The organism is Vibrio sp. 1249-1 (genome assembly GCF_033340495.1).
On the sequence record NZ_JAWOWJ010000002.1, the window covers coordinates 463,429 to 480,641 of the forward strand.

General features: G+C 45.9%; 17 protein-coding genes. 13 read left to right on the top strand and 4 right to left on the bottom strand.

Translation table 11 applies throughout. From position 1 onward, the window contains the following. Nucleotides 1–2 precede the first annotated feature (2 nt). Nucleotides 3–1,346: a glutamine synthetase family protein gene (locus R7Z50_RS05575; RefSeq protein ID WP_318148940.1), complete on the bottom strand. Its 1,344-nt coding sequence runs from the start codon at nt 1,344–1,346 to the stop codon at nt 3–5. Nucleotides 1,347–1,686: 340 nt separating this feature from the next. On the opposite strand from R7Z50_RS05575, the gene R7Z50_RS05580 reads away from it, so the two are divergent. From R7Z50_RS05580 to R7Z50_RS05620, 9 genes are all read left to right on the top strand, one after another. Continuing rightward, nucleotides 1,687–2,433 carry a gamma-glutamyl-gamma-aminobutyrate hydrolase family protein gene (locus tag R7Z50_RS05580; protein WP_206970022.1) on the top strand — a complete coding sequence of 249 codons (747 nt, stop codon included), beginning with the start codon at nt 1,687–1,689 and terminating at the stop codon, nt 2,431–2,433. Nucleotides 2,434–2,451: 18 nt separating this feature from the next. Next, nucleotides 2,452–3,009 (top strand): HTH-type transcriptional regulator PuuR, encoded by a 558-nt coding sequence (gene puuR, locus R7Z50_RS05585; protein WP_005377813.1) that lies wholly within the window; start codon nt 2,452–2,454, stop codon nt 3,007–3,009. 35 nt (nt 3,010–3,044) lie between these two features. Then, nucleotides 3,045–4,529 (top strand): aldehyde dehydrogenase, encoded by a 1,485-nt coding sequence (locus tag R7Z50_RS05590; protein ID WP_206970024.1) that lies wholly within the window; start codon nt 3,045–3,047, stop codon nt 4,527–4,529. Nucleotides 4,530–4,566: 37 nt separating this feature from the next. Continuing rightward, on the top strand, nt 4,567–5,844 hold the full coding sequence (locus R7Z50_RS05595) for an FAD-binding oxidoreductase (protein ID WP_318148941.1): 1,278 nt from the start codon (nt 4,567–4,569) through the stop codon (nt 5,842–5,844). A gap of 17 nt (nt 5,845–5,861) precedes the next feature. Further along, complete coding sequence (gene aguB, locus R7Z50_RS05600) at nt 5,862–6,728, top strand: N-carbamoylputrescine amidase (RefSeq protein ID WP_206970055.1); 867 nt, start codon at nt 5,862–5,864, stop codon at nt 6,726–6,728. Nucleotides 6,729–6,740: 12 nt separating this feature from the next. After that, nucleotides 6,741–7,823 carry an agmatine deiminase gene (aguA, locus tag R7Z50_RS05605; RefSeq protein ID WP_017633979.1) on the top strand — a complete coding sequence of 361 codons (1,083 nt, stop codon included), beginning with the start codon at nt 6,741–6,743 and terminating at the stop codon, nt 7,821–7,823. Nucleotides 7,824–7,877: 54 nt separating this feature from the next. Then, nucleotides 7,878–9,305 carry an NAD-dependent succinate-semialdehyde dehydrogenase gene (locus R7Z50_RS05610; RefSeq protein WP_206970057.1) on the top strand — a complete coding sequence of 476 codons (1,428 nt, stop codon included), beginning with the start codon at nt 7,878–7,880 and terminating at the stop codon, nt 9,303–9,305. Nucleotides 9,306–9,319: 14 nt separating this feature from the next. After that, on the top strand, nt 9,320–10,591 hold the full coding sequence (gabT, locus tag R7Z50_RS05615; RefSeq protein ID WP_318148942.1) for a 4-aminobutyrate--2-oxoglutarate transaminase: 1,272 nt from the start codon (nt 9,320–9,322) through the stop codon (nt 10,589–10,591). A 519-nt stretch (nt 10,592–11,110) separates the two neighbouring features. Beyond that, nucleotides 11,111–12,433, top strand: coding sequence for an EAL domain-containing protein (locus tag R7Z50_RS05620; RefSeq protein WP_081107508.1), 1,323 nt, complete (start codon nt 11,111–11,113; stop codon nt 12,431–12,433). A 132-nt stretch (nt 12,434–12,565) separates the two neighbouring features. Here R7Z50_RS05620 and R7Z50_RS05625 read toward each other — a convergent pair whose 3' ends face one another. Continuing rightward, a complete protein-coding gene (locus tag R7Z50_RS05625; RefSeq protein WP_064376927.1) occupies nt 12,566–13,453 on the bottom strand; it encodes a DMT family transporter in 888 nt (295 codons plus the stop codon). Nucleotides 13,454–13,563: 110 nt separating this feature from the next. Between R7Z50_RS05625 and R7Z50_RS05630 the strand changes: the two genes are divergently transcribed. From R7Z50_RS05630 to R7Z50_RS05645, 4 genes are all read left to right on the top strand, one after another. Then, complete coding sequence (locus R7Z50_RS05630; RefSeq protein ID WP_206970061.1) at nt 13,564–14,046, top strand: MarR family winged helix-turn-helix transcriptional regulator; 483 nt, start codon at nt 13,564–13,566, stop codon at nt 14,044–14,046. Between the two features lie 23 nt (nt 14,047–14,069). After that, nucleotides 14,070–14,423: an MmcQ/YjbR family DNA-binding protein gene (locus R7Z50_RS05635; protein ID WP_017633985.1), complete on the top strand. Its 354-nt coding sequence runs from the start codon at nt 14,070–14,072 to the stop codon at nt 14,421–14,423. A 119-nt stretch (nt 14,424–14,542) separates the two neighbouring features. Continuing rightward, the gene (locus tag R7Z50_RS05640) at nt 14,543–14,977 is read left to right on the top strand and encodes a DUF962 domain-containing protein (RefSeq protein WP_005377800.1); all 435 of its coding nucleotides are present in this window, start codon (nt 14,543–14,545) and stop codon (nt 14,975–14,977) included. A gap of 204 nt (nt 14,978–15,181) precedes the next feature. Then, nucleotides 15,182–15,493, top strand: coding sequence for a hypothetical protein (locus tag R7Z50_RS05645; protein WP_005377799.1), 312 nt, complete (start codon nt 15,182–15,184; stop codon nt 15,491–15,493). A 150-nt stretch (nt 15,494–15,643) separates the two neighbouring features. Here R7Z50_RS05645 and R7Z50_RS05650 read toward each other — a convergent pair whose 3' ends face one another. Then, nucleotides 15,644–16,735, bottom strand: a complete 1,092-nt coding sequence (locus R7Z50_RS05650; protein WP_047100672.1) for a hypothetical protein — start codon at nt 16,733–16,735, stop codon at nt 15,644–15,646. 1 nt (nt 16,736) lies between these two features. Further along, on the bottom strand, nt 16,737–17,213 hold the full coding sequence (locus R7Z50_RS05655) for a hypothetical protein (protein WP_017633987.1): 477 nt from the start codon (nt 17,211–17,213) through the stop codon (nt 16,737–16,739).

Genomic DNA, 17,213 nt, shown 5'->3' on the forward strand with positions numbered 1-17,213 from the left:
GTTTATGCCGAGTGCAACATCCAGTCGATTTCCAATGGAGTAATCGCTCGCTCAAATTCTGCGAGTTCACTCTGTTTGCAAGCTAGATACAAATCGATAAAGTCTCTTGAGATGTATTGAGCCAGCTCACTGTGCTCCAGTCGCTCTAGAGCTTCTGACATACGCAGAGGTAACTCAATTGCATCATCACTGAGAGTCGGTGGACATTGATCTTTGGTGTAGCTTTCACTCGCTAATACTGCGGAAAGTACTACTGCAGCGAGAATGTATGGGTTAACGTCAGCGCCTGCTATACGATGCTCTATACGGCGATTTTTGCTATCGCTGATAGGCACACGCAACGCAACACCGCGGTGGTTTTCTCCCCAATCGGCTTTGGTTGGGACGTAAGCGCCAGGAACAAAGCGACGGTAAGAGTTAACGTTAGGACAGATTAGAGCCATGGCATCGGATGTTTGTGACAGCATCGCTGCCATGGTTTGATAGAAGAAGGCGCTCGCTTGACCGTCTGATTGGCTAAAGTGGTTGTTACCATCTGTATCAACCAAGTTGAGATGAATGTGCATGCCATTACCCGCTTGCTCACTAAAAGGTTTCGCCATAAATGTGGCGTCAAATCCGTGCTGATGAGCGACCTGGCGAATCAAGCGTTTTGCGATGATGATTTCATCACATGCTCGAAGTACATCTTTAGAATGGTTGAAGTTGATTTCGAACTGCCCTGGTGCCGATTCAGATAGGGCTCCGGAAGTGTTTAAACCTTGTTCTAATGCAGTTCGATTAAGGTCGGCCAAGAAATCAGCGTAGTCATCTAGTCCATCAAGGTCGTAAACCTCGGTATCTTTTTCTCGAGTTTTTTTCGTGGGGTTAATTGCCGTTAATGGTTCGCCATTTTCGCCGCGGGTTTTGTCTATTAAATAGAACTCCAGCTCGAGCGCGACACAAGGATATTGGTCTTTAGCATGCAGTGTTTGCAATATAGAAGCGAGAATGTTTCGGATGAACAGTGGGTTAGGGTGCTGCCCGGTTTCATCCATCATACTAAGCAGTAGCTGACCAACTTGTTCTTTTGCCGTCGGCATTAAGGTGCCGCTGATTGGATAGCAGAGGTTATCTGGTTCTCCGAGATCTTCTCCCAACCCGGCTGTTTCAACGACGTTACCTTTGGTATCTAGGGTGATGGTCGAAAGGGGGAGGGCAACACCTTTATTCAGTTTTTCTAGAGCATCTATCGGGATGCGTTTTCCTCTTGGGGTGGCATTTATATCGGTAAAGATGAGATCGATAAATTCAATATCGGGCCATTTTTGTTTAAAATTTTGTACTTCCTGTAGATACGATTCCATTTTCTTCTCCAAATAGCCTGACGAGTAGAAATTAGAAATAACCAAATTAACAAATAAATTACAGTACTCTGAGCGAGTTGTTTGTTTTTTAGGTTATTTTTAATTTAAACATGCACTTACACTGTGTTTTTGATGTTTAACGGCTGGTTCTTATGTCTTTCTGTTAACTATTTTGTAACAGTTGGTTTTGTTTTGTTCAATATAATGAGCATAAATATTCAGTTTTGAAGCCTAAAAAGTGCGTCAGATCACGTTGTGACGATAATAATGGTCATCTGTGTTGATAATTTTGTACATGGTTTGTAGGGTTTGTGTTAAATAAATTGAACATGGACATATCATGGCAGATACACACAAACCCATCATTGGTGTGGTTAGCTGCGCTAAAGAGTTGGGTGGCTATCAGATACAAGCGGTCAATGACTTTTACCTTCGCGCCATAAAGGATTTTGGAGGACTACCGATTATGTTGGCTCCCGACATGTCGGGCGATGACGTAACCACCATCCTAGACATATGTGATGGTTTTCTTTTTCCTGGCAGCCACTCTAACGTTGCGCCACATCGATACAATGCAACGCACGAAGAGAGCTACAAAGATGAAGCTCGTGATGAGCTCTCATTCACGTTAATTCGTCATGCGGTTGACCAAAACATTCCGTGCCTTGGTATTTGCCGCGGCTTTCAAGAGATGAATGTCGCACTTGGTGGCTCGTTAAACCCAGCCGTTCATGACTCCGGCTTCAATGACCATCGTGAAGCGCCTGTTGAAGATTTCGAACAAAAATACGCGCCAGCACACGCTGTGCTAGTTCAAAAGCAGAGCTTATTTCAACAATGGCTGGTGCAAAATCATTGGGAAAACACCACCTTCTTTGAAGTGAACACACTACACAACCAAGGCATCGATCAGCTTGCTCCTCTATTACAAGTAGAAGCTAAAGCCCCGGATGGCTTGGTAGAAGCATTTAGTCTTCCTAATCAAAAATTTTTCGTTGGCGTGCAGTGGCACCCAGAATGGGAAGCAAAAACCAATCATTTCTCTCAAATTTTGTTCAATGAATTTATGATGGCTACCTCTCGTTAAACGTTTGGAGCTGTATGAATGGACAATCAAGAGATTGGTAAAAATATTGTTCAGTTACGAAAAAAACATGGATTGTCACAAAGGGAACTAGCCGAGCGCGCTGGTATTACCCACAGTGCAATCTCATCCATTGAAAATGGCAAAGTGAGCCCGTCGGTCAGCTCACTACAAAAAATCGTTAATGTATTTTCTTTATCGTTATCAGAGTTTTTCACTTTTGAACAACCTTCGAACGATGAAGTGAAAGTAGTCATCAAGCCGTCAGATCTTGTGGAAATCGGGAGCGAGACGGTGTCCATGAAACTGGTAACGAATGGTGACAAAGATCAAGTCATCGGATTCTTGATCGAGGAATACGCACCTTATGGAACCACTGGTGCGGCAGAAATCAAACACGAAGGCGAAGAGATTGGCACCGTATTAGAGGGTGAAATCACTCTGGAATATAAAGGGCAATCTCATGTCATAACAGCGGGCGAGTCGTACATTATTGATACGACGAAGCCCCATCGATTTACAAATCACACAGACAAGGCTTGTCGAATGATAAGTGCGCATACGCCAACCACATTTTAGTGGGGGCTTGCCTTGTGTGACCACAAGGAGAGCGTATGAAAACCCAAGAGCAATGGATTGAACTAAAAAACAATCTAAACATCGAAAACAGGGCGTACATTAACGGTGAATACAGTGCCGCTTTAACAGGGCAAACCATCCCGGTAGTTAACCCAGCAACAGACGAGATATTCACCGAAATCGCCCGTTGCCAAAATGAAGATGTTGATCTCGCGGTTTCATACGCTCGCCAAGCATTTCAATCCGGTCAGTGGAGCGAGAGCAGCCCAGCTCATCGCAAAGCAGTGCTTAAACAGTTTGCTGACTTGATTGATCAAAACCAAGAAGAATTGGCTCTGCTAGAAACGCTTGATACTGGTAAACCTATCTCTCACAGCTTCTCTACCGATATTCCTGGCGCGGCGAGTGCATTACGCTGGTACGCAGAAGCAATCGACAAAGTATACGGCGAAGTTGCCCCAACTGAAAAAGATGTACACGCTTTTATTTCTCATCAACCAATTGGTGTGGTTGCTGCGGTTGTACCGTGGAACTTCCCCCTTTGGCTTGCGTGCTGGAAGCTTGGTCCTGCTTTAGCGGCTGGTAACAGCGTGATTCTAAAACCGTCAGAAAAATCTTCTCTCACCGCGATATTCCTAGGTCAACTTGCTTCTCGAGCGGGCTTACCAACAGGCGTTTTCCAAGTCGTTACGGGTTTTGGTCATGAAGCTGGCGACGCGCTGGCGAAACACCAAGACGTAGACTGCATCGCCTTCACAGGCTCGACGCGCATTGCAGGTCAACTGATGGTCAGATCGGGTGAGAGCAACCTAAAGCGTGTGTTTGCAGAAGCGGGCGGCAAGAACGCGAACATCGTGTTTGAAGATTGTGATGATTTAGACCGCGCAGCAGCAGACACCGCCGCAGGGTGTTTCTACAACCAAGGTGAGGTGTGCGTCGCGGCAACCCGCCTGCTTGTTCACGAAAGCATCAAAGAGCAGTTTATAGAAAAAGTTATTCAAGCGTCGAAAGCGTTCACGCCAAAAGACCCAATGGACCCAAGTTCATCCATGGGTGCGCTTATCGACCATGATCATAAATCAAAAGTGTTGGAATATATCTCGTTAGGTGAATCAGAAGGTGCAAACGTACGTTGTGGCGGCGATGTCGATGGGCAGGGCGCATTTGTTTCCCCAACCATTTTAGACAACGTCGACAACAAGATGCGTGTCGCCCAAGAGGAAATTTTTGGTCCGGTGCTGTGTGTCATTCCATTCAAAGACGAAGCGCAAGCAATCGAGATCGCTAACGATTCGAAGTACGGCTTAGGCGCGGCACTCTGGAGTAGCAATATCAACCGCGTTCATCGCGTAGCAAAACGACTGCAAGCCGGCTCGGTTTGGGTTAACAACTACAACGAAGGTGACATGACGGTTCCATTTGGTGGATTCAAAATGAGCGGAAACGGTCGAGACAAGTCTCTCCACGCGATTGAAAAATTCACCGAAACCAAAACCACTTGGATTCGCCTCCATCCTTAAGCCTGCTGACGATTACGATAAATAAAGGAATAGTTCTATGAACAAGCATACGGATTCGTTCTACGCGCACTCTGTGCCAAACATGCCGGAATACACACAATTACAAGACAACATCGAGTGCGATGTGTGTGTAGTCGGTGCGGGATTCTCTGGTCTTTCTTCTGCACTGCACCTAGCGGAAAAAGGTTTTAAAGTTGTTGTGCTAGAAAGCGCAAAAGTGGGCTTTGGGGCAACTGGTCGTAACGGCGGCCAAATCGTTAATAGCTACAGTCGAGATGTTGACGTGATTGAAAGCCGTTACGACCAAAACCAAGCTAAAGCTCTGTGCGATATGATTTTTGAAGGCGGCGATATCATCCGTGGTCTGATCGACAAATACGACATCAACTGTGATTACAAGCAAGGTGGTTTGTTCACGGCACTAAATAGTAAACAACTCAAAGGGCTAGAAGAGCATAAGAAGAACTGGGAGCGTTACGGCAACGACCAACTGACTCTGCTTGACGCAGGAGAAGTAGAACAAGCGGTAGGGACCAAAGTGTACACTGGTGGCTTGTTGGATATGCGCGGTGGTCACATTCACCCGCTTAAACTCGCGTTAGGTGAAGCCGCTGCGTTTATTTCTCTGGGTGGCCAAATCTTCGAACAGTCGGCGGTCGTGTCGATTGACAAAGGGATGAACCCAGTAGTCAAAACGGCGCAAGGTAGCGTGAAGAGCAAGTACGTGGTTTTGGCAGGTAACGCGTATCTTGGTGGGTTGGCACCAAACATCAGCAACAAAGCGATTCCGTGTGGCACACAAGTGGTGGCGACTCAGCCTTTGAGTGATGAGCAGCTAAAACAAGTGCTGACCAGTGACTACTGCGTTGAAGACTGTAACTACTTGCTTGACTACTTCCGCTTAACCGCCGACAAGCGTTTGTTATTCGGAGGTGGCGTGGTTTACGGCGCACGTGACCCAGAAAACATTGAAGCATTGATTCGTCCGAAGATGGAGAAAGTCTTCCCACAATTGAAAGGCATCAAGATTGATTATACCTGGACGGGTAACTTCTTGCTGACTTACTCACGCATGCCGCAATTTGGCTCGTTTGCAGACAACATTTACTACCTACAAGGCTACAGCGGTCACGGTGTAACGTGTACTCACCTCGCAGGTAAGTTGCTGGCAGAAGCATTGACCGGACACGCTGAACGTTTCGATGCGTTTGCTGCACTGAAACATTACTCCTTCCCAGGTGGCCGCCACTTCCAAATTCCGTTTACGGCAATGGGTGCGGCTTACTACAACCTACGTGACAAACTGGCGATTTAAGAGATAAGGAATATCCAATGAGCAAAGTGGTGAAATTTGCAGCCCTTCAACTGACGAAAAGCTGGGATCTGGAAGACAACTTGGCCAAAGCAAAAAAGGCGATTCGTGAAGCAGCACAAAACGGTGCGAACGTGATTCTTCCGCAAGAGCTGTTCGCTGCGCCTTACTTCTGCAAAAAACAGGAAGCAAAGTATTTCGAGCTTGCAGAAGAAACGGAGAATTGTCGTCTTATTAAAGAGATGAGTGCGTTGGCTAAAGAGCTCGGCGTGGTTATTCCAGTCAGCTACTTTGAAAAAGCGGGCAACACGTTTTTTAACTCGCTAGTGATGATAGATGCCGATGGCACGGTATTAGATAACTACCGCAAGTCACACATTCCTGACGGCCCGGGCTACAGCGAGAAATACTACTTTAGCCCTGGCGATACCGGTTTCAAAGTGTGGCAAACCAAGTTCGGTAAGTTCGGTGCTGGCATTTGCTGGGACCAATGGTTTCCAGAGCTTGCACGCAGCTTGGCTCTGCACGGCGCGGAAGCGATTTTTTACCCAACTGCAATCGGTTCTGAGCCTCAAGATTCGACACTGGATTCACGTGACCACTGGCAACGTACAATGCAAGGTCACTCGGCAGCAAACCTCGTTCCAGTGATTGCGTCAAACCGAGTGGGCACTGAAGTCGATGATGGTATCGAGACGACGTTCTACGGCTCTTCTTTTATCACTGACCACACTGGTGCAAAAATTGCCGAAGCACCGCGTGAAGGTGAAACCATCATCTACGCAGAAATCGACCTCGCTACGACAGCGAAAGCGCGTCACGCGTGGGGCTTGTTCCGCGACCGTCGTCCAGACCTTTACACCAGCGTTGGCAAACTAGCTGTTTAAAGAGACGTTAAAATGAAGTTATCGACAACACCAGCGCAGGATGGCTTCTATTTTCCGGCTGAGTTTCAGCCGGTTAGTGAAGTTTGGCTAGCGTGGCCAGAAAGGAAAGACAATTGGCGTGATGACGCATTACCCGCGCAAGAAACCTTCGCCAGAATCGCGAACTTAATCGCGGAAGTGACCAAAGTGTGTGTGGCGGTGTGCTCGCACAACTTTGACCGAGCGCGTCAAATGCTTCACTCAGATGTACGTTTGGTGGAAATCCCATTTAACGATGCGTGGATGCGAGACATCGGGCCGACCGTGCTTGTTAACCAAGCGGGCGAGCGCCGTGGGATTAGTTGGCAATTCAACGCGTGGGGCGGCGAATACAACGGCCTTTACGACAACTGGCAGCAGGACGATCTTGTCGCTGGTTCGGTGTGCGACATCATCGGTATTGATCATTACCGCGCACCGTTTGTACTTGAAGGTGGGGCGATTCACACCGATGGTGAAGGCACCCTTTACACCACAGAAGAGTGCTTACTTAGTCCGGGGCGAAATCCACAGTTGAGCAAAGCGCAAATTGAAGAGCAGTTAAAGGCGTATCTCGGTATCGAAAAAGTCATTTGGTTGCCAAATGGTTTATTCAATGACGAAACAGACGGCCATGTTGACAACCTGATGCACGTTATCGCTCCGGGTAAGGTGGTACTGAGTTGGACCGATGACCCAAGTGATCCGCAATACGCGTTATCTCGTCAAGCGGAACAAGTACTGAAATCTCAGCACGATGCGAAAGGGCGCAATATTGAAATTGTCCGTTTGCCATTACCGGGTCCGTTGCATTACAGCGAGCGCGAAGCCAATGGCATTGACGCCAGTTCGGGAATGAGTCGACAAGCTGGCGAACGCCTAAGTGCCTCTTATGCCAACTTTCTTATCGTCAACGAGCATGTGTTCTTGCCGATGCTGGACGAAGAGACCGACGCTATGGCGATCGATATTTTGCAAAACGCGATGCCGGAGTACCAAATCATCGCGATACCGTCGAGAGAGGTTTTACTTGGCGGAGGGAACATTCACTGCATTACGCAGCAGATCCCTGCTTAAACATAAACTCGCCGCTAGCTTAGCGGCGATGATGAGTTGTCAAAAGGAATGACCATGCAACAGATACAAAACCAAAGCCTTGTTTCGTTTATGGTAGCGAATCCACAACAGGGCATTGCAGTGACTAATCCGGCGACCGGAGAACTCCTCGGGTACGCACCAGTCTCAACCGAAAACGACATTTTAAATGGCATTGAACGTGCCAGTGTGGCGCAGAAAGAGTGGGCGGCACTGCCAGCAAAAATGCGTGCTGGCATGCTCAATCGTTGGTTCCAACTCCTGTTAGAAAACAAAGCCGACCTTGGCCGTTTGATGACGTTAGAGCAAGGTAAGCCGCTGGCTGAAGCTCAAGGTGAAGTGCTTTACGGCGCGAGTTTTATCGAATGGTTTGCTGAAGAAGCGAAACGTACCTACGGTGAGACGATTCCTGCCCCAAGTGCTGACAAGCGTTTGGTGACCATCAAACAGCCAATTGGTGTCGCCTGTGCGATTACACCGTGGAACTTCCCAATTGCGATGATCACGCGCAAAGCAGGTCCAGCTTTAGCGGCAGGCTGTAGCTTTGTCGTAAAACCATCTGAATCTACGCCGCTGTCTGCGTTTGCGGTCGCAGAGCTTGCCTATCAAGCGGGTATCCCTCGCGATGTGCTGCAAGTGGTATTGGGGGAAAACTCCCGTCAGGTCGGTGCTATCTTCACTTCGCATCCGTTGATTCGCAAGTTGTCTTTCACTGGCTCTACCCAAGTTGGTAGTGTGCTGATGCAGCAAAGCGCGGCGGACATTAAACGTACCTCAATGGAGCTCGGTGGCAACGCGCCGTTTATCGTATTTGATGATGCCGACATTGATGCAGCCGTGGCGGGTGCGATGGCGTCGAAGTTCCGTAACGCAGGTCAAACGTGTGTGTGTGCGAATCGTTTCTACGTACACAGCAAAGTGTATGACGAGTTTGTTGCTAAGTTCGACGCTGCGGTTCAGCAGCTCAACGTCGGTAACGGATTGGAAGAGGGGGTCAACATTGGTCCGGTGATCAGCGAGTCAGCGAAGCAAGGCATTCAAGCGTTGATCGATGGTGCTATCGAGCAAGGCGCGAAGCCGGTTTCAGAACTTAAAAAGCTCGATGGTCTATTTATGCAGCCAGTGGTTCTCAAAGACGTTACTCACGACATGAAGATTGTTTCCGAGGAAATCTTTGGCCCTGTCGCGCCAGTGATTCGTTTTGACAGCGACGAACAGCTGATCGAAATGGCGAACGACACCATCTACGGTCTCGCGTCGTACTTCTACAGCCAAAACATTCACCGTGTTTGGAAAATCGCAGAAGCGCTCGAATACGGCATGGTCGGCATTAACGAAGGTATGATCTCTACTGAAGTGGCTCCTTTCGGTGGTGTTAAGCAGTCCGGTATCGGACGTGAAGGAGCAAAACAAGGTATCGATGAATACATGGACGTGAAATATCTCTGCTTTGGCGGCAACTAATTAAGGACAAAACAATGACAAACCAACAACTACACGAAAGAAGAAGCCAAGTTATCGCTCAAGGCATGGGCGCACTGTACCCACTTTACGTCGAGAAAGCAGAAAACGCTTACGTATGGGATATCGAAGGCAACAAATACATAGACTTTGCAGCGGGTATCGCGGTAACTAACACCGGGCATTCTCACAAGCGCATTAGCGAAGCGGTAAAAGCTCAGCTGGACAATTTCTCACACACGTGTGCGATGGTTACGCCATACGCGTCATTCGTAGAGCTGGCTGAAAAGCTGACAGAACTTGTACCAGGTGAGACTAAGAAGAAAGCGATCTTTCTAACCACTGGCGCCGAGGCGGTCGAAAATGCCGTAAAAGTGGCACGCGCTCATACAGGCCGTAGCGGCCTGATAGCGTTTAAAGGCGGCTTTCACGGTCGCACAAACATGACGATGGGGTTAACTGGTAAAGTTGCGCCGTACAAAGCGGGCTTTGGTCCTTTCCCGAACGAAATCTACCACGCGCCTTACCCAAATGCGTTTCACGGCATCAGCGTTGAGCAAAGCTTACAAGCGATCGACGATCTATTTGCTTGTGATATTGAACCATCACGTGTTGCGGCGATCATCTTCGAGCCAGTACAAGGTGAGGGCGGCTTCTACAAAGCGCCTGAAGCGTTTGCACAAGGCTTGCGTCAGCTGTGTGACAAGCACGGTATCATGCTGATTGCGGATGAGATCCAAACGGGTTTTGCCCGTACCGGTAAAATGTTTGCGACGGAGCTCCTAGGCATTGAACCCGATCTAATGACAATGGCGAAAGGCATTGCTGGTGGTTTCCCAATCTCAGCTGTTGTTGGTAAATCGGATGTAATGGACTCCGCACTGCCTGGTGGTTTAGGTGGTACTTATGCAGGCTCGCCACTCGGTTGTGTTGCTGGTCTTGAAGTGCTGAAAATCATCGAAGAAGAAGATTTGTGTGCTAAAGCGATGGGCATCGGTGAAGTGGTCAATGCACGTATGACCAAACTGCAACAATCTGTGCCTGCTATTGGTGAAATCCGTACTACGGGTGCGATGATGGCGATTGAATTTACTGACCCAGAATCAGGTAAGCCGCTACAAGAGATGACCAAATCGGTGATTTCTAAAGCGCAAGAAAACGGCCTTATCCTGCTTTCTTGTGGAGTAAAAGCGAACGTGATTCGTCTGTTACCTCCACTGACCATCGAATCTGACGTACTGAACGAAGGCTTAGATAAGTTGGAAAAAGTGATTCTTGAAGTGGCGTAATTCACGCGCTTTTAAATAGCAATAACAAATCAAGGAAGCGGTTGGCATCAATCGTTTCCTTTTTGTTTTTTAGCGTATCTGCTGCCTATCTAAAAAGTATTGCTTAAGCTCCAAGTTGTCACTTTTATTACGGATGACTTAACAATTGGGTTCGTCCTTACTTTCCACTTAGTCGCTACTTTGTTCTCCTCGAGTGTGGTTTGGTGCTCGCATTCTAAATCCCGACATCTGAAAGCCACTTGAGTCTATAATTTTATTGAGCGTCATTCCTCACTTTTTGGACTATAAAAATGAGATAGTATTCATATCCCACTTAGGTTGCTTGACAGATTAGCAGGACGAACTTTGATAACAAAGTATACAAGGTATGCCATTTTACTCGGCTTAGTTCCCATCGCCATATTTGTAGTGGCCTTTCATTCGATAACCAACTTTTACGTCAACTCGGTAAAAGCGTCGAAAATAGATGCTTACGTAGATTATTTAAATCAAAGGTCTGCCTATTTGGACGGAGCAATAGTGAAGCAGATTGCTCAGTTAGATTTTACTTGTAGTGATAGTGATGTAAGAACTTTACGCGACTCACGTTTTTATAACCGTTACATTCGTTTTATTGCGATGACCACAGAAGGCGGAAAAACGTGTTCCACGGTTGGTAGTGAAGTGTCTCGCCCATCTAGTAGTGAACGATTTCAGATGGATGAGAACTTTTTCGCATCACTTATTTTGCCGCAACAGAATGACCAAATAGAGTGGATGGTCATTTATGATAATGAACACGTTGAAGTTTTCTGGGTGCTTGATAACAGTTGGGTTAACGAGGTAATAAAAACGCCTTGCAAAGACTGCCTATTTGTAGAGTTTAAGTATGATGAACCAATATTTGGTGATTTAACGATAAGCCGTGGCAAAGCGAATATTGCAGGAGAAGAAAGCGCACTCTCAAAAGAGTTTTTCTTTTCAGGAGAGTCTCAAGCCAACATGCTCATCAAGATATACAGCGGTGAAAAACTTAAAAATTATGCTCAGGAAAGAGTACTTTTGTGGGGCGGTCTTGTAAGTGTGCTTGCTGGTCTTGTGACTGCCTTTGCATACATATCTGGTAAAAGCTTGAGAAAATCCATTACAGGTCTAATTGAAAATGGGATTAGTAATGCAGAATTTATTCCTTACTACCAGGCGATTGTCGATAGTCGCGATGGTAAGACAGTAGGATATGAAGCTCTGATTCGATGGTCGCGGCGTGATGGAATGGTGCCACCAAATATGTTTATTGGTGCTGCAGAAGAAAGTGGCCTGATTATCCCGATGACCAATCAGCTTATTCGTAAAATCATACAAGACTTAAGTGACTTACCCGAGCATACGTGGGTCAGCATCAATATTGTTTCCTCCCATTTAGAGTCAGGTGTATTAACGAAGTTACTGTCGGAGTTAAATTGGCCAATCTCTAATAGAATTCATTTTGAATTGACCGAGAGAATACCAGTAAAAGACACTGAGGCCGCGAAAAAAGAGATTTTGTATTTAACGAATAAAGGCTACAAGTTCAAAATTGACGATTTTGGTACCGGATATGGTGGCTTTTCTTACCTACAAGATTTGGGCATCCGGTGTGTAAAAGTGGATAAAATGTTCATTGATCCAATAGGATCTGACGACCAAAAATTGAAAGTGCTGGACTCAATTGTGTCTGCAGCGAACAAAGCGGAATGTGAGATGATTGCAGAAGGTGTAGAGAGCCAGGCTCAAGTCGAATATCTGGCTCAGCATGCGATTTACCTTATTCAAGGTTATGTTTACGCTAAACCAGAGCCCCTGACTAACCTTGCAAGCGCTTAACAGCCATAATGTCAAAACGTACCGTTTTAAAGGTGTCAGTTGCCTAGGTTAGCGCTGATTTCTGCTGATGGGGTTGCACTTGAGGATTCCTAACACTCTCATTACTTCTAGAGTGTTAGGAATTAACGTTACTTAGGAGGAGAGTGCGGCTCTTTTCGTTTTGATTGACGTAATGAGCTGAGGTAGTAATGACATTACGATCATTCCTAGCATTAAGCTGTATTGCAGAGGAGTGAACGTTTCCCCCAATAGCAGTAGGCCCGAAACAATGCCTGCGACTGGGTTTGCAATACCACCAAAGGTAAAATCTACGACCGACATCCGCTGTAATAACCATACATACATGCCATACCCTAATGCGGTGTTCAGAATAATTACCCACAGTAACCCTAGAATATTCGTCATGGATACGTCCTGAACGACCGTAACATATGGCTCTGGATTGTTTATCGCCAGCACACTTGTTGCGATAGACATAATCACGCCACCCAAAATGAGCTGCCATGTTAACACTGTCCACCAGTGCATTTTTGTACCTAGTGACTTTGTTACGCTACTTCCTATCACGATGCACATAATGGCGGAGATCATCGCAAGTAAGCCCACGGGGTCGAGAGAAATAGAGCTAGGATCAAATAAGAACCAAGCTAAAGCAATCAAAGTTGCGCCGCTTATCGCTTGAATGCCACTAGGCTGACGTTTGTAGACCGCCCAACCAAACAGCATCGCAAAAACGGGGACCGAAACCATACCAACACCAGAGATGGCAGAAGGAAGCGTTAACGCCATGACAAAAATAAGACCAAAGAAGCAAGCGATGTTGATGGTTCCTAAAACAAGCAGCACCTTCCACTCACTTCTTTTTGGAAACGAGGGCTTTATTGCCAGCAACAAAAGACCCGCAGGCAGTGCCCTTAGAGCGCCAAGTAAAACGGGAGGCCAGTCCGGTAGAGTAAACTGAGTAACAGCGTAAGTCGTCCCCCAAAAAAAGGCAGGAATCATCGCAAGTAAAATGTTCATGTTAAATATCTTTATGTAGAGATAATTAAATGTAACGATATCGGCAAGGTGGCTTTTTGTAAAGTATCTTTATGTTAAAATAAAAAATATATGATGTTTGGAGAGAAATAATGGATGCAATTGATAGAGTGGTAGAGCAGTGGGCTAGGGAGAAGCCAGACCTCGACACTGAACCGATGGCAATAATGGGTCGACTAATGCGAATTGCAAAACACATGGAATCTAGGGTCGCCGAGCTACATAAGAAGTACGACCTGAAAATGGGTGAATTTGATGTGTTAGCGACACTGCGTCGAGCTGGTTCACCATATTGTCTTACTCCCTCAGCGTTAATAGAGTCGATGATGCTCACTTCGGGTGCGATGACTAATCGCTTAGATAAACTAGAGAAGAAAGGGTTTATTACCAGAACCCATAGTAAAGAAGACCGACGTAGCGTCACCGTTGAACTAACAGGGCAAGGCTTAACCTTAATTGACAAGCTAATTTTGGAGCATGTAGACGTTCAGCAATCGTTATTGGATGGTTTAGAAGGCAATGAAAAAGAGCAGGTTAACCAGGCGTTAAAATTGCTATTGCCACAATTTGAGTGAGAACGCAGAAGGAGGTAGGGGATATGAAAAGCAAAGAACTAGAACAATACTTAAGTACCTTCATGTGTGCAGAAAGTGATTTCCCATTTGGGCCTGAAGCGCTTGTATACAAAATCAAAGGCAAGATGTTTGCCATCATTGCAGAGAGAAACGGTCGGGAGTATGTCAGCGTAAAAGTAAAACCAGAAGATGGAGAAGTCTTAACGTCGCAGTTTACGGATATTATCCCGGGTTATCACTTAAATAAGCGTCATTGGATAACGGTTTATTTTAACGGTGATGTCGAGGATGGGTTGATTCAAGATTTGTGTGAACGCTCTTATGCTCTTGTCGTTGCCAAGCTGCCGAAAGCACAACGAGCGTTGCTTGGTGAGTAATCGGCAACGCACTGGCCTCTGTTGTCTTGTCGCTCGTTGCTCGTAGCCTTTACGGAAAAATTCGCACCTTTTTCATCCTCGGGCTATATAAGAATAAGAAGGTGGAAAAGGGGAATGATATGCGAGCATTATCTGAATGGCTAAAAGAATATGGTGAGAGTCACCAAAACCCTATCAACCAAAAGATTCACACAATCGCAGTTCCAGGTATTTACCTTTCTGTGGTTGGACTTATTTGGTCGATTCCCCAGATTTCATTATTAGGCTTCGAACTTAATTGGGTTTGGGTAGCGGTGATCCCCACTTGGGTTTTCTATTTTCGTTTGTCTCTGAGCGTATTCATGATGATGATCGGCTACACATTAGCGTGCATTGGCCTTATTTGGTCTCTAGAGGTATTGATGTTGCCCGTTCTGCATATTTCTATGCTTTTGTTTGGCGTATTGTGGATATTGCAATTTATCGGTCACAAGATTGAAGGTAAAAAACCGTCGTTTTTTGAGGATTTACAGTTTCTACTCATCGGCCCGATTTGGGTGTTCAGAAAACACTAGCGATAAGCAAAATCAGGCATCATCCGAATGACACAAGACATATAACGTTCAGAGATTATGTAGCTCTTACTACAGAATACCTCTCCTTCTTATTGCCACGACAAGCATTCACTTTAGATACGCACTATGATTAAAGAGGTGCCAACGCACTTTACGCTATCGAGATGCTTAAACTTACGGCAAGTTTACTTTAGGGGGGGATGAATGTACGATCGACAATATAAATATGCCTATTGGAGAGAAGAGCGTAAAAAAGGCAAATGGCACTATATATTAAAGTCCTTCTTTATGATTTGTTGTGCATTACTGCTTGGTAAAGTCATCGGTTTGTTCATTTTTGGAGAGCTGCATTCTTTAAGCGACATTTGGGAACAACTCCCAGCGGATGTTTTTATTATGATGCTCGTGGGCTTTCCAATTAGTGTCCTTGGTTGGTACCACGAAGAGTCAAAGTTTTTCCGGGCACTGCGACGCAAAGAAAAGCGGTTAAAAGGCAATCAAAATAAACCGAAATAGAGTAACCTTTGTCTCTGTTTGGATTGCCACTTACCTATCTGATCGATTCTATCCCTTCCAGTTGTTTAGCGTTTAGTTACGTGTTGCAAAAAGCCTTCTTAATACAACAAACAGCCCCCAGTGTTGTGGAAGTTGGTACTGTAAGAAACATTAAAAAACGAAGTTGAGCATTAGCGTATAAAGGCTCGCACTGTCATCCTTTGGGGCTGATGAAAACGCGCCAGAGCTATTATTGTAGGCGTTGAACCTTTGCCATTCTGCGTTTAGGGAAACGTTGTAATCTAGGTCGTATCTCAATCCGAGTAAGAAACTGTCTCCACTTTTTTTATCCCGACTATTAAACTGCTGACCGTAAACAATATAAGGAGTCAGCTTGTTTACATTATAACTTGTTGTCGCGTACCAAGATGAGGAAAGATTGCTGGTCTGTCCTTCTACCATAATCACAATGTTATCGAGCTCGTATCTTAACCCTAGAGAGAACAGATCGATCGTGTTGTTTTTTTCTGTTTCAACTAGACGGTCAATGATTGTGGTTCCGCCACCGGGAGTGGACTGCTCAATGTTAGAGAGCGTCGTTGTTTGATCATAATCGCCGTGGAGGTAGGAAAAATTCCAACGATAGCTCTCTCCGCTTAGCGTTAAGTTCATCCCTGCAGTATTGTTTGACTCAATTTCCAATTCAGTACGTTCATTGATGGTTACGTCACTATTGTCTTTAAACCCGACAAACGGCATGGCAGTAAGTACGACTTGCTCATTGAGGTCATGAATCCAGCGTGCAGATAGGCCGTTATAAGCCGTGATACCTAGAATGCTGTCATATACCTCATTCGGTGGGCGGGCTTGGGTAAAAGCGTGGCCGACATAGTTGTACTCAGACATCAAAAACAGTGGCAGTCTTAAGCGTCCTCCTCGTATTTCTATGTTTTGATAGGTATAAGCCAAATACGCCCACTCGAGCTGAGGCGAGCTCCAATGGTCTTGCGGGCGCTTTACGACTTGTGCGGATGCCCGAAATGCCTTGTGAAAATAATCGAGCTGCATGCCGAAAGTGGTATCGCAATCGAAACAAGATTCATCGCCAATAAAGCGGTTAACTAGTAACGTAGTTGGGTTATCGGATTTTGCCCACGAAGTAGAGCCAAAACCACTTAAAGAAAGTTGTTCTGTTAGTTCAATCGTGGCTGAGCTCGGAAAGGTCGCGATACTCAGCGATAACATGGTTAAATATTTTTTCATATCAATTCTCCGAGCTAACCACACATAAAACATGAGCATTACTAGGGACGCTCGATGTTGGGGCATAACCAATTCTATTGGGCTTCTCTTGCATCCATGCTATGAGGTCATCAATGCTGGAGCGTGCAATCACTTTTGGCGGTCTAGCTTTACCTGAAAAAGACAAGCTTGCCCAATGCGCGTTCATTTGCGCTAAATTTTTGTTGAGAAGATAACGATAGAACTCAGCTCTTTCTGTTGATGTCGCAGGCCAGTCAGAGAGTTCAATTCGCTGGCCTTGTAAAAGTTGCGTCTTCCCTCTGTACAACTTTCGCGCTTTATTGACAGTGAGCGGAGAGAATTCGTCATTAAATGAGAAAACGGCGTAGCTCTCTGCAGCGAGAGCTTGGCAATTTAATGAAAGAAGGGCAATCAGAATAAACAGATAGCGTTTTATGTAACGCAAAGGAAAAGCAACGCGAGAATGATTTCTACTCAT